This window comes from Aestuariibacter sp. A3R04, from assembly GCF_018860805.1.
GTDB lineage: Bacteria > Pseudomonadota > Gammaproteobacteria > Enterobacterales > Alteromonadaceae > Alteromonas.
Map to the genome: position 1 here is coordinate 246,043 of NZ_JAHKQR010000011.1, position 13,159 is coordinate 259,201.

Genomic DNA, 13,159 nt, shown 5'->3' on the forward strand with positions numbered 1-13,159 from the left:
AAGGTTAAAGAGGGGTGACATCAGTGACCGATACTGCGTTGGCCAGACGGTCGTTTATTACGCTTCGCATTAAACTGGACAGTTCTCTGAATGTTGCCCTGGCTGGTGAGGTATTTCTCCACGCCAGCATGTGCTGCCGGACGACGGGCATATCAGCCAGCTCACAGACATGCAAAGCTTCAGGGTTGTGTAACTCTGAGTGAACGTATAACCCGGGTAAAAATGCCATGCCCATACCCATTACGACCATTTGCCGTAAGGTGTCTAAACTCGTGCCTTCGTAGTCGCGGTCGATGTTGGCACCTAGCTGGGCGCAAATCTCCTGCACCTGATAGTGAAAGTGATGGCGATCTTCCAAGGCTAGAATTTTCTGCCCTTGTATTTCCTCGGGCTCGATAAACCCTCTGCCAGACATGGGGTGATCTGCCGGCAGAACAAACTTTAACGGTTCAAGAAATAATGGTTGCACCTGAATTTGTGAATCGCGGTTGGACATTGGCGAGAGAATGATATCGTACTCGCCGGCCAACAAGCCTTGTTGCAACTGCTTTGGCGCAGCTTCTCTTACATAAAATTTAAGTCCCGGACGCTGTTTGTGAATATCAGGCAGAATGTGAGGCAACAAATAGGGCCCGAGGGTTGGTGGAATGCCTAATCGGTATGTGGTGGTTTCACCGTCTGCGAGTGCCTGGGCCATTTCAGAAAACTGCAAAGTGCACTTGAGCACGTTTTCAGCAGACTCCAGCAACGACTGCCCTTGGGCTGATAACAAGGTTCCCGAGCGGGAACGCTCAAAGAGGGTTAATTGCAGAGTGTTTTCCAAGGCACTAATTTGCGATGTCAATGTGGGCTGACTAATTCCCAGAATTTGAGCTGCTCGACGAAAATTGAGTTGTTTGGCTACGGTAACAAAATAGCGGATCTGGTTGAGCGAAAGGGTTTTGCCATTAAGTAACATTCTGCCAGTCTCTTATCGGGTGTTGATAGTCTTAGGCTATCACAATAAGGGCTGTACTTCTATATGGCTATCAGTTGATTCTATAGTTATCTGTGTAAATTTAACTTTATCTTATCCAATTTATCAGGAGTATGGAATGGACCATGTAATTTCAGGTGTTGCTAAGTTTCAACGCGATGTTTATCCGGAAAAGAAAGAAACCTTTAAAAAGCTGGCGTCTGGGCAAAGCCCGGAAGTGTTGTTTATTACTTGCGCCGATTCCCGTATCGATCCTAACCTGGTAACGCAAACTGACCCAGGCGAATTATTTATCTGTCGAAATGCAGGTAATATAGTGCCTCCTCACAGCAATCAAACCGGAGGTATGACGGCGTCAATCGAATTTGCGGTAGCAGCGTTAGGCGTTAGCCATATCGTTGTATGCGGCCACACCGATTGCGGCGCAATGAAAGGGGCGCTCGATCCGAGTAAGCTCGACAGCCTTCCACATGTGAAAGAATGGTTGGGTCACTGCCGTTGTGCCACTGAAGTAGTGAAAGAGAAGGAAGGCGCGCTGGGTGTTGAGCAACTAGGTGAAGTAACCAAAGAAAACGTATTGCAGCAATTACAACATTTGCGGACGCATCCTGCGGTAGCCGCTAAGTTGGCGACAAATTCCATTCAATTACACGCGTGGGTATACGACATTGAAACGGGATTAATTCACGTTTACGACAATGACGCCGAAGGCTTCATTGAGATGGAGCAGGCGTATGCTGAGCGCAAACTGGCGGCAAATGCATAGGGAGTAGCAATGAAGATCGATCTTTCCTTTAAGGAAATTAAAAACGACTTGCCCGCGAGTATCGTGGTGTTTTTTGTCGCGCTTCCCTTGTGTTTGGGGATCGCACTGGCCTCTGGCGCGCCGTTGTTTTCCGGCGTTATTGCCGGCATTATCGGTGGGGTAGTGGTAGGATTAGCCAGTGGTTCAAAGCTCGGTGTAAGCGGGCCTGCAGCAGGATTAGCAGTTATTGTATTTGATGCTATTGGTACACTGGGCAGCTGGGAAATCTTCCTTTGTGCCGTTGTTCTTGCTGGGGTGTTTCAATTAATTCTCGGCTTTGCCAGAGCAGGGTTCATTGCGTATTTCTTTCCTACGTCCGTGATCACTGGCATGTTGGCAGGTATTGGGTTGTTAATTATTCTCAAGCAGATGCCATACCTGTTCGGTTGGCATTCCGATTTCTTCGGTGAAGAGGCGTTTAGCCAGGTAAACGGTGAGAATACCTTTTCTGCCATCCAGCACGCTGTATCGCTAATGTCTCCAACGGCAGTCACTATCTCAGTTGTTTCGTTGGTTTTGCTTGTTGTGTGGGACAAATATCTGACGAAGGCGCACAAAGTTTTCCAGTTAATTCAGGGGCCAATTGTAGTGGTACTTCTGGGTATTTTCGCAACTTTCGCACTTGCGGCTATGGGTAATCCGATGCAACCCGACCAGCTCGTGCGTCTACCGGTTATTGATAGTGTAGAGGCGTTTAAATCAGAAATGGCGTTCCCGGCATTTTCAAATATGTTGAATCTTGACGTCATAACTGTAGCATTGGTGATGGCTGCGGTGGCAAGCATTGAAACACTGCTTTGTGTTGAAGCAACCGACAAGCTCGATCCGCAAAAAAACACCACACCGACCAATCGTGAGCTAAAAGCCCAGGGGTTGGGCAACATTGTCTCTGGGTTGGTCGGTGGTTTACCTATTACCCAGGTCATCGTTCGCAGCTCGGCCAATATTGCGTTCGGCGGAAAAACGAAACTATCGGCCATACTCCACGGCGTATTTCTGCTCGTTGCTGTGTTTGCTATGGCAAATTTACTTAATCATATTCCGTTGGCGTCACTGGCTGCCATTCTCATTGTAGTGGGGTATAAGTTAGCTAAGCCAGCCATGTTTAAGGTGATGTATAAAACCGGTTGGGAGCAGTTTATCCCATTCACGACGACGATTGCAGTGATGATTTTCTCGGATCTTCTTACCGGAGTAATTGCAGGGTTAGCGTTAAGTGTATTTTTTACACTAAAACACAGCTACCGCAATTCTTATCAATTTACAGAAACGGTTGATGAGCGGGAGGGGGAAAAAACCCATCATATCGTGATGGCAGAAGAAGTCTCTTTTTTCAACAAACCAAGTATATTAAAAAAGCTAAACTCCATACCATCTGACTCGAAAGTAATCCTGGATTTTTCAAATAGTAAGTCGGTTGCATTTGATGTGAAAGAAATGGTGAAAGACTATCTCGATCAGGCCAGTAGTAAAAATATAAAAGTGGAAACTATTCACTTTTAGTTGGCACTGTCGTGTAAGTTTTCTCTATTTAGTCAGACAAACAAAGGGGGCTATCGCCTCCTTTACTTTTCTCTCAGTAAGCGCCACAGATGTGTCATACACTGGCATGTGTTCGTTTTTATCATGTTGCTTCTTGGTCCCCAGACCGCTATTCTACTTTTGATAGGTTATAGCTATCGCGAGATATAGTGTATTTCTATAAAGCTATCAGTTAACACTTCCCATTAATAACAATGATAATATATTGTAAACGTGGAGTAATTATATGGATCATGTCATCTCAGGTGTCGCTAAATTCCAAAAAGAAGTGTTTCCAAAGAACAAAGCGATCTTTCAAAAGCTGGCAAATGGCCAGAACCCAGAAGTTTTATTTATCACCTGTGCCGATTCGAGAATCGATCCCAACCTCGTGACTCAAACAGGCCCAGGTGAACTTTTTATCTGCCGAAATGCGGGAAATATAGTGCCACCGCACTCCACATATACCGGTGGTATGACAGCGTCTATCGAGTTTGCTGTAGCTGCATTGGGGGTGAGTCATATTATCGTGTGTGGTCATTCAGATTGCGGAGCTATGAAAGGGGCATTGGCACCGGAAAAACTCGATGCTTTGCCACACGTAAAGGAGTGGCTGGGACATTGTCGGTGCGCCACAGAGGTAGTAAAAGCAAAAGTCGGTGATTTATCTGTAGAGCACCTCGACGATGTGACCAAAGAAAATGTGCTGCAACAGTTACAGCATTTGCGTACGCATCCTGCGGTAGCTGCTAAAGTTGTATCGGGGCAGGTTCAACTTCACGGTTGGTTATACGACATTGAAAGTGGGGATGTGCTTTGTCACGATAGTGAAAGCGGAGAATTTAAGTTGATAGCAGAAGTTTATGGCGATAAGCCCTTTGCTTCACAGAATGAGGGTGTTGCAGAATGAAAAGTTTGCTGTCAAATGTAAGAGGCGATCTTACCGGTGGGTTAACTGCCGGTATTGTTGCATTGCCACTGGCGCTTGCTTTGGGGGTTGCCTCGGGTGTTGGTCCAATGGCAGGTCTTTACGGTGCTATTGCTGTAGGTTTTTTCGCCGCTCTACTCGGTGGAACACCTTCTCAAATTTCCGGTCCTACCGGGCCAATGGTGGTAGTGCTGGCCGGGCTTTTTGCTTCGCTGTCCGGTGATTTGAACCTTATCTTCACGGCAGTCATATTAGCCGGAGTATTCCAGATCGTAATGGGCTTTACTGGCGTCGGGCAGTATATCAGGTTGGTGCCGTATCCTGTTATTTCCGGATTTATGTCGGGCATTGGTGCCATTATTATTATCTTACAGCTCGGTCGACTGATGGGCCATGAACCTCCTGGGGGAACCATTGGCGCGTTGAGTTACTTGCCTACGGCACTGGCGGATATTGATTTTGTTACTCTTGGGCTAGGCCTGGGGACACTTGTTATTGCTTATCAGTGGCCTGCGAAACTTGGCAAATTTGTGCCGGGTGCGTTAGCTGCGCTCATTATAGGTACGTTGGTGAGCTTGTTTCTAGACACACCGGTACTGGGTAACATCCCCACTGGATTGCCAGAATTACATTTACCCGTTTTCGACAAATCCAAGGCATTGTTAGTGCTGGAAGCGGCCTTTATTCTTGCTGTATTGGGGGCGATAGACTCGCTATTGACCTCACTAGTTGCCGACAATATGACCCGGACCCGTCACAACAGTAATAAAGAGTTGATTGGGCAGGGTGTAGGCAACACCATTGCAGGCCTTATCGGCGGTATTGCAGGTGCGGGTGCAACCATGCGTACAGTGGTGAATATTCGCAGCGGTGGTAAGGAGCGGTTGTCAGGTATGGTCCATGCCCTAGTGTTGCTTGCTATTGTACTCGGGCTTAGTCCACTTGCAGCGCAGATACCCCATGCGGTATTGGCTGGGATCTTGGTCAAAGTCGGTTTGGATATTATCGACTGGAGTTATCTGAAGCGCGCTCACACAGGGCCCCGCTGGGATTTTGCCCTCATGTTGTTGGTGCTTGGACTCACTGTATTTGTCGATCTTATTACTGCGGTGGGCGTCGGAGTGGTTCTTGCTGCACTGGCTTATGTTAAGCAAGTCGCACAGTTGCAGTTAGACGAAGTGAGAAAGATCCCAGACAACTTAGCTGATCCGGAAGAAGACGCATTGCTGAAACAAACCCGAGGTAAGGTGCAGATGTTTAGTTTCGGAGGCCCGTTGAGCTTTGGTGCAGCAGCAGATTTAGGGCATCACGTGCGGGAGAAAGTAAGTAGTGCTAGTGCGCTTATTCTCGATTTCAGCCGCGTGCCGAGTATGGATGTGTCTGCAGCCATGGCAGTCGAAACTATAACCTCAGATGCCAAAGCTGCTGGCAGGAAAGTTATTATGTGCGGTGCCCTCGAAGAGGTGAAAACGGTACTTGATAACATTAATGCGCATCAAAGTGGGGTAACTGTGTGCGCAAGCCGCAAAGAGGCATTGGCTATTGCCGTGGAGATGGTGAACACGCCGGGAAAGGACGGAGGTAGCCATAGCGCTACCGGAATACTAGCAAACGCTTAACAGCAATGAAAAAAGGCTTCCCTTGGGAAGCCTTTTTAATGAAGTACTCCAAGGGAGCCTTAGGATAAATTATTACCAGATTTGCACGCGATCTTCCGGAGCAAGGTAGAGTTTGTCACCCGGTTGCACGTTGAAAGCTTCGTACCATGCATCCAGATTTCGCGGAGCAAGCGTGCGATATTGAGCTGGAGAATGCGGATCTGAACGAAGCTGATTAATCAGGCTTTGCTCTGTGCGTTTTTCACGCCACACTTGAGCCCAAGCTAAAAAGAAACGTTGATCGCCGGTAAAGCCATCAATGACTGGCGCTTCTTTGCCGTTCAAGCTAAGTTTGTACGCCGCATAAGCCATGGAAAGACCACCAACATCGCCGATGTTTTCTCCCATGGTTAATCGCCCGTTTACGAAGTTACCTGGAATTGGTTCATATTTATCGTACTGAGCACCTAATTGATCAACCTTTGCCGTAAAAGCCTCGAAATCCTCCTCTGTCCACCAGTTCCGCTGAATACCTTTGGCATCAGATTTAGATCCTTGGTCGTCAAAGCCGTGGCCCATTTCGTGTCCGATAACTGCACCGATTGCACCGTAGTTTACCGCCGGGTCTGCGTTGGGATCGAAAAACGGCGGCTGTAAAATAGCCGCGGGGAATACGATTTCGTTGAATGAAGGGTTGTAATATGCATTTACTGTTTGTGGAGTCATGCCCCAGCGTTCGCGATCAGTTGGCTTGAGTTCGGCTTCAACGTCTTTGTCGTTGAAGAATTTGCGTAAATTACGGACGTTCTGTACGAGTTTATCGTCGCTGATTGCGAGCCCTGTCAGATCGATCCATTGGTCGGGGTAACCTATTTTAGGACGAAAAGCTGCGAGCTTTTCTTTGGCTTCTTTTTTCGTCTCAGGCCCCATCCACGACAATTTATCGATGTTGTTGCCCAGTGCAGTGCGCAGGTTTTCAACCAACTCAGACATCTGTGCTTTGGAGCTTTCAGGGAAATAGCGTTGTACGTATATTTTGCCAAGGGCAAAGCCCAGAGATTCAGTACCAGACAGCTGACTGATGGCGCGTTTCCAGCGCGGACGGGGCTCTTGCTGCCCATTTAGCGTTTTGCCAAAGAAATCAAAAGATTCCTGATAGATATCTTGGGAAAGTAAAGAGGCATTGGCGCGCAAGGTGTGGTAAGTGAGATAAGCTTTCCAAACTGCCAAATCGGTTTCATTAATAATGCCAATTACATCTTTAACCGGCTGTGGGGATGTAACGTTAAGCTCGGGGACTTGCAATCCGTATTGGGCAAAAAATGTATCCCAATCAAAGCCGGGGTATGCATCAGACAGTGAAGCGCGTTCAATCTGATTGAGAGTTAAGTCGCGGTTTCGCCTTTTTTCCCTCGGCCACTGTGCATGGGCGATGCGGGTTTCTAACGCCAGGATCTGCTTGGCTTGTTCAGCGGGAGAGTCGGCATGGGAAAAGGCGAGCATTTTTTCGATATGGCTGAGATAGGCACTGCGGATATCGACAAATCGTTTTTCGTCACTGAGGTAATAATCCCGATCGGGTAACCCCAGACCACCCACGCCTACACTAACCTGATATTCATTTGGGTCGAGGCGGTTGTACCACAAACCCGCACTGATAGGTGAACCAGTTCCGTATAACCAGGCGCTACCGAAGATTTCGGTCAGACTTTGGCGGTTATTTACCTTGTCGATTTCATTAAGTATGTCCTGGATGGGGGCTATGCCTTTGGCATTTATATTTTCAACGTCCATGTACGCGGTATAGAAATCGTGCACCATTTTCTCTTCCGGTGACAACGAGGTCTTTGACATCAAGTCATCGACAATGGCTTTTACTTGCTCTTCACTTTTGTCGCGTAAGGCAGAAAAAGCACCGAATCTTACTTTGTCCGCAGGCAATTCATAATTTTCATACCAGGTACCACTGGCGTATGAAAAAAAGTCATCGCCAGGCTTAACTGAAGTGTCCATGGCAGACAAATCCACGCCAAAGGTCCCAAGTTGAGGGGCTTTGCTCTCTTCGGCATGCTGGACAGCCAGTGAGTGTTGATTTCCCTGTTCTGGCTGACTACAGCCTGCAAGGCTAAAAGTGGCTGCTATGGCTACAGCAAGCATTTTATGTTTCATTGTCGTTTCTCTTTTTCGTTATAGCATCTACTGGTTTTAATGATGCATTGGTTGTTGTTCTAAGCGTAGTTTTGACGTTTTCGTTAAACGGTAGTACTTCCGCCGCTTGAGAAAAATACCGCGCGACTTGCGGTGTTTCCTGATCTAAAAAATGTTCCACTGCGTGGTGAAAACGCGAGTCGAATAAATGATGAAGCGATACGCAATAGGTGGGTTCAAAACCCCGTAGGATCTTGTGTTCACCTTGCGTTCCTGGATTGAACAACGGAAGATTACGTTCGATTGCAAAGGCAATGCCTTGATGGTAACAGCACTCAAAATGTAAACCATCAATTGGGTTGAGCGCACCCCAGTAACGTCCGTAAAGGCCATTTTCGTCGAAAAAGAACAGAGCGCTGGCTATGGCTGTTCCGCGAAGCTTAGCTTCAACAAGCAGGATGTTATCAGCCATGTCGGTAAATATTTGCTGAAAAAACGCTTTGTTCAAATAGCCCTGGTGTCCGGAGCGCTTTAGATAAGTGCTCTGATAACAGGTGATGAAGAAAGACAGGTGCTCTTGGGTGATGAGACTTCCCGTCAGAGGCGTAACGGTAACGCCTTCTGAAGCGAGTTTTTGCTGTGCTTTCCGCAAGGCTTTTCTCTTTCTGGACGTCAGTGCATTTGTGAAATCTTCAAATGTGTTGTAACCGTAGTTATACCATTGAAACTGTACAGAAAATCGTTGAAGATAGCCCTTGTTACACCAGGGCTCTGCTAATTCTGGTAGCTGGAAAAGCACATGGCAGGATGAGTAGCCGTCGTCTTGCAAACTGCGTAGTGCGGTTACTGCAAGACTATGTAAAAGCGAGCAGTCTTCATCGGGGGAAATGAGTAATCTTGCGCCGGTTACCGGCGTGAAAGGAACTGCACTTAGCCATTTGGGGTAATAGTGCAAGCCGTGCTGTTCGTAAGCGTGCGCCCAACCATGGTCAAAGACATATTCCCCCGAACTGTCAAATTTCTTATAGCCAGGCATAGCTGCAACGAGTTTGTCATCGCGGTAAATAAGTAAATGGTGCGGTTGCCATGTTGTTTTACATCCAACGCAACCGCTGCGCTCCAGCGCATGAAGATAGGCGTACTGTAAAAAGGGCCCCTGGCCTTTTGTCAGCATTGACCACGCACTTTCAGCAATGGTGTTCAAAGAAGAGCAGAACGCGGTGGTGTAGTTCATGTTATTAATTATTCAATGGTTAACGAAACGCGTTGAGTTTACTTTTTAAAAACTAAAAAAGTTTACACTTACTGAGAGAAAATGTCAGATCCTGAACGGAAAATCATCATTGACGCGATTACGCGCATGCTCGCACGACGAGAGCACAGCAGAGAAGAAGTGATTACAAAACTCACTCAGAAGGGTTTTCATCGCGACGCATTCACAAATATAGTGGCAGAATTTGTCGACGCGGATGTGCAGTCGGATTTGCGATATGCACAAATGCGTATTCGATCGTGTGCTGCTAAGGGCCAGGGGCCGGTACGCATAGCCCGGGAACTGGGCCAACACCGTATTAATGATTCGATCATCCATAGCGCTATGGCGGAGGCTGACATTGATTGGTTTGCCCTGGCAACGACGGTAAAGGAGAAGAAGTTTGGTGAGGCAATCGAGAAGGATTTCAAACGCAAACAGAAGCAAATGCAATTCCTTAATTATCGGGGATTTACCCAAGAACAAATTCAATATGCTGTAAAAGGAGACTAAATCGGGGTTGACCGCTTAACAACTAAGCGCAATCCGTGGTATGTTTGCGCCCTGCGGGCGCGGTATGCCTGGTTGTTCGCAGACAATTCGCACCACATTTACTACCCGTTTCAACCCATACTGACAAAACAGACACCGAGGTTGAGCGCGTTTACCGTTAACAATAGTAGGAAGTTTATATTTCAATGACATTATCAACTGCTGACTTACGCCAAAAATTTATCGATTATTTTAAAAGTCATGGCCATCAGGCAGTGGCGAGCTCCTCTCTGGTACCGGCAGATGATCCTACGCTCTTGTTCACGAATGCGGGGATGAATCAATTTAAAGATGTATTCCTCGGTGCAGAAAAACGCAGTTATACGCGGGCCGTGTCTTCTCAGCGTTGTGTGCGTGCAGGCGGCAAGCACAACGATCTGGAAAACGTAGGTTACACGGCAAGACACCACACCTTTTTCGAAATGCTGGGCAATTTTAGTTTTGGCGACTACTTCAAAAAAGAAGCTATTGGTTTTGCCTGGACTTTCTTAACTAAAGAGCTTGGCCTGCCAAAAGAAAAGTTGCTGGTTACCGTGTATTCTGAAGACGACGAAGCCTTTGATATATGGGAAAACCATATTGGTGTTCCTAAAGAGAAGATAATCCGTATCAGTACCTCTGATAATTTTTGGTCAATGGGTGATACCGGGCCCTGCGGTCCGTGTTCTGAGATATTTTACGACCACGGTGAGCATATCTGGGGGGGGCCTCCTGGCACGCCAGAAGAAGATGGCGACCGGTTTATCGAGATCTGGAACCTGGTTTTCATGCAGTACAATAAACAGGAAGACGGAACTATGACTCCCTTGCCGAAGCCGTCTATTGACACCGGCATGGGTTTAGAGCGCATTTCTGCCATTCTGCAGAATGTTCACAGCAACTACGAAATTGATTTGTTTCAAAACCTTATCGCAGCAGCAGCCAGAATCACTGGTGCAAAGGATTTAGAAAGTAAGTCACTGAGGGTAATTGCCGACCATATTCGCTCCTGTGCATTCTTGATTTGTGATGGTGTTATGCCTGGCAACGAGGGGCGGGGCTATGTTTTGCGTCGCATCGTGCGCAGGGCAGTGCGTCACGGATATCAGTTGGGCGCTTCTGATATCTTTTTCTACAGGCTGGTAGCGGCGTTGGTGAAAGAGATGGGGGCGTTCTATCCTGAATTGGCAGGCCAGCAACCTGTTATCGAAAAAGTATTAAAGGTAGAGGAAGAACAGTTTAGCAAAACACTTGAGCGGGGCATGGCCATGCTCAATGAGGCCATCGCTGAGCTAGACGGAAACACCTTGCCCGGTGACGTGGTATTCAAGCTGTATGATACCTACGGCTTTCCCGTGGACCTCACCAATGACGTAGCCAGAGAGCATAATGTCAAAATTGACGAAGCCGGGTTTGATGCGTGTATGGATGCACAGCGTGCCCGAGCCCAAAAAGCCAGTAACTTCGGTGCAAACTACAATGACATGGTAAAAGTAGAACACGAAACTGCGTTTACTGGTTACACAGATGTTGATGGTCAGGGAAATGTACTTGAACTTATTTTTGAAAGTACATTGTGCGATGTGCTTACCGACGGTCAGGAAGGTATTGTTGTTTTAGATCAAACGCCGTTTTATGCAGAGTCAGGCGGTCAGGCAGGAGACCGCGGTGTACTCAAAGTAGCCAACGGTGAGTTTGTGGTAACGGATACTCAGAAAATAGGTAATGCGTTTGCACATCAGGGAAAAGTCGTTGGTGAAATTCGCAAGGGCGAGCCTGTGCGGGCAGCCATTGATACGGAAAATCGCGAAGCTATCAAGAAGAACCACAGTGCAACCCACCTTCTTCACGCCGCATTGCGAGAAATCTTGGGAGACCATGTTACCCAAAAGGGCTCGCTAGTGGAAGCACAGCGTCTGCGCTTTGACTTCTCTCATTACGAAGGTGTGACCACTGAACAACTGATAACCGTTGAAAGACGGGTCAATGAAGAAATTCGCGCTAACCACGCACTGAAGACCGAGTTGATGGAATTAGAGGATGCCAAAGCTTCAGGAGCTATGGCTCTGTTTGGGGAGAAGTACGACGAGAAAGTTCGCGTTGTAACCATGGGGCCATTCTCCGTGGAACTTTGTGGCGGTACCCACGTCAACAGAACAGGAGATATTGGCCTATTTAAAATTACGTCGGAAGCGGGCATCGCCTCTGGTGTTCGTCGCATAGAAGCGATAACTGGCGCAAGTGCCATTGAGTTTGTTCAAAAACAACAGACATTGCTATCAACCGCTGCGGGATTGTTGAAAACAGATGTCGCTGGTCTGGTAGATAAAATCAGTGCCGTGCAACAGCAGGCTAAGGACCTTGAAAAAGCCCTTACCGCAGCAAAGCAACAGTTAGCCAGTCAGCAAGGTGCTGACATGCTTAGTCTGGTGCAGGAAATTAATGGCACGAAAGTTCTGGTTTCCGCGTTAGAAGGTGTTGAGTCCAAAGCGTTGCGTGGAATGGTAGATGATCTTAAGAACCGAATTGGCGAAGGGATCGTAGTACTAGGTATGGCGGATGGCGCGAAAGTAAGCTTGATTGTCGGCGTGACAAAATCATTGACCAACAACGTTAAAGCCGGCGAACTTGTTAATTTTCTCGCTGCTCAGGTTGGCGGTAAAGGTGGTGGTCGTCCGGATATGGCTCAGGCTGGTGGGAGTCAGCCGGAAAATTTGTCGGCTGCGCTTGCTTCGGTTAACGCATATCTGTCTGATAAGCTATAATCGGTTGGTGTGTACAGTGAGTTTTTGAAGTGACACAAAAACAGGGAACCACTGAAGCTGGTATCGGGTCGTGCTGATACTGGCAAAGTATGAGGGATATGTTCATTATTAAGGACCAGGAGTAAGCGAATGCTTATATTGACTCGTCGTGTGGGTGAAACTCTGATGGTAGGTGACGACGTAACTGTCACTGTACTGGGAGTTAAGGGAAATCAGGTACGCATTGGCGTGAACGCGCCAAAAGAAGTATCTGTGCATCGTGAAGAAATTTACATGCGTATTCAGGCGGAGAAGGGCGGCCAGCCCGGAAATTCGCCTGAATAAAAAACTAAAGAAAGGCCGGGCTCCCGGCCTTTTTTGTATTTTGGGTAGGAAAAGTTGGGTTTTTAACCGAATTGTTTAAATTCACAGCATGCGTGTCATTTTTCTGAAAAAAGGGTTTGACTCCACTCTAAGTATCAGTAAAATGCAGCACCACGTTACGGAGAGGTGGGTGAGTGGCTGAAACCAGTTCCCTGCTAAGGAACCATACGCATTACGCGTATCGAGGGTTCGAATCCCTCCCTCTCCGCCACTTATAAAGGTTGGAGTGGTGGCCAACAATTAGTTTATTGCGCGTGTGTAGCTCAGCTGGA

The 13,159-nt window shown here is 47.4% G+C and carries 10 protein-coding genes and 1 tRNA gene; 8 read left to right on the plus strand and 3 right to left on the minus strand.

From position 1 onward, the window contains the following. Positions 1-4: 4 nt before the first annotated feature. Complete coding sequence (locus tag KO518_RS10465; protein ID WP_216025800.1) at positions 5-958, minus strand: hydrogen peroxide-inducible genes activator; 954 nt, start codon at positions 956-958, stop codon at positions 5-7. Between the two features lie 136 nt (positions 959-1,094). On the opposite strand from KO518_RS10465, the gene KO518_RS10470 reads away from it, so the two are divergent. The 4 genes from KO518_RS10470 (at position 1,095) to KO518_RS10485 (ending at position 5,849) form a co-directional block, all read left to right on the plus strand. Continuing rightward, positions 1,095-1,742 (plus strand): carbonic anhydrase, encoded by a 648-nt coding sequence (locus tag KO518_RS10470; RefSeq protein WP_216025801.1) that lies wholly within the window; start codon positions 1,095-1,097, stop codon positions 1,740-1,742. Positions 1,743-1,751: 9 nt separating this feature from the next. Continuing rightward, complete coding sequence (locus KO518_RS10475) at positions 1,752-3,284, plus strand: SulP family inorganic anion transporter (RefSeq protein ID WP_216025802.1); 1,533 nt, start codon at positions 1,752-1,754, stop codon at positions 3,282-3,284. 265 nt (positions 3,285-3,549) lie between these two features. Continuing rightward, complete coding sequence (locus KO518_RS10480; protein ID WP_216025803.1) at positions 3,550-4,212, plus strand: carbonic anhydrase; 663 nt, start codon at positions 3,550-3,552, stop codon at positions 4,210-4,212. Beyond that, entirely contained in the window at positions 4,209-5,849 is a 1,641-nt protein-coding gene (locus KO518_RS10485; RefSeq protein WP_216025804.1) for a SulP family inorganic anion transporter, read from the plus strand. Before KO518_RS10480 ends, KO518_RS10485 begins: the two co-directional genes overlap by 4 nt. Before the next feature lie 72 nt (positions 5,850-5,921). Here the strand turns inward: KO518_RS10485 and KO518_RS10490 are convergent, their stop codons facing one another. Continuing rightward, complete coding sequence (locus tag KO518_RS10490; RefSeq protein ID WP_216025805.1) at positions 5,922-7,997, minus strand: M13 family metallopeptidase; 2,076 nt, start codon at positions 7,995-7,997, stop codon at positions 5,922-5,924. Further along, positions 7,987-9,210, minus strand: coding sequence for a GNAT family N-acetyltransferase (locus KO518_RS10495; RefSeq protein ID WP_216025806.1), 1,224 nt, complete (start codon positions 9,208-9,210; stop codon positions 7,987-7,989). The genes KO518_RS10490 and KO518_RS10495 overlap by 11 nt, the downstream gene beginning before the upstream one ends. Before the next feature lie 81 nt (positions 9,211-9,291). On the opposite strand from KO518_RS10495, the gene KO518_RS10500 reads away from it, so the two are divergent. From KO518_RS10500 to KO518_RS10515, 4 genes are all read left to right on the plus strand, one after another. Next, positions 9,292-9,741, plus strand: coding sequence for a regulatory protein RecX (locus KO518_RS10500; protein ID WP_216025807.1), 450 nt, complete (start codon positions 9,292-9,294; stop codon positions 9,739-9,741). A gap of 185 nt (positions 9,742-9,926) precedes the next feature. Continuing rightward, positions 9,927-12,524, plus strand: coding sequence for an alanine--tRNA ligase (gene alaS / locus KO518_RS10505; protein ID WP_216025808.1), 2,598 nt, complete (start codon positions 9,927-9,929; stop codon positions 12,522-12,524). 129 nt (positions 12,525-12,653) lie between these two features. Then, positions 12,654-12,848, plus strand: a complete 195-nt coding sequence (gene csrA / locus KO518_RS10510) for a carbon storage regulator CsrA (RefSeq protein ID WP_216025809.1) — start codon at positions 12,654-12,656, stop codon at positions 12,846-12,848. Positions 12,849-13,007: 159 nt separating this feature from the next. Continuing rightward, positions 13,008-13,098 (plus strand) — tRNA-Ser (locus KO518_RS10515). The last annotated feature ends 61 nt before the right edge of the window (positions 13,099-13,159 follow it).

Bases quoted from the DNA above. Each gene is read 5' to 3' on its own strand.
- KO518_RS10490 (WP_216025805.1), bottom strand. From the start codon at position 7,997: ATGAAACATAAAATGCTTGCTGTAGCCATAGCAGCCACTTTTAGCCTT.
- KO518_RS10465 (WP_216025800.1), bottom strand. From the start codon at position 958: ATGTTACTTAATGGCAAAACCCTTTCGCTCAACCAGATCCGCTATTTT.
- KO518_RS10495 (WP_216025806.1), bottom strand. From the start codon at position 9,210: ATGAACTACACCACCGCGTTCTGCTCTTCTTTGAACACCATTGCTGAA.
- csrA (WP_216025809.1), top strand. From the start codon at position 12,654: ATGCTTATATTGACTCGTCGTGTGGGTGAAACTCTGATGGTAGGTGAC.
- KO518_RS10480 (WP_216025803.1), top strand. From the start codon at position 3,550: ATGGATCATGTCATCTCAGGTGTCGCTAAATTCCAAAAAGAAGTGTTT.
- alaS (WP_216025808.1), top strand. From the start codon at position 9,927: ATGACATTATCAACTGCTGACTTACGCCAAAAATTTATCGATTATTTT.
- KO518_RS10470 (WP_216025801.1), top strand. From the start codon at position 1,095: ATGGACCATGTAATTTCAGGTGTTGCTAAGTTTCAACGCGATGTTTAT.
- KO518_RS10475 (WP_216025802.1), top strand. From the start codon at position 1,752: ATGAAGATCGATCTTTCCTTTAAGGAAATTAAAAACGACTTGCCCGCG.
- KO518_RS10500 (WP_216025807.1), top strand. From the start codon at position 9,292: ATGTCAGATCCTGAACGGAAAATCATCATTGACGCGATTACGCGCATG.
- KO518_RS10485 (WP_216025804.1), top strand. From the start codon at position 4,209: ATGAAAAGTTTGCTGTCAAATGTAAGAGGCGATCTTACCGGTGGGTTA.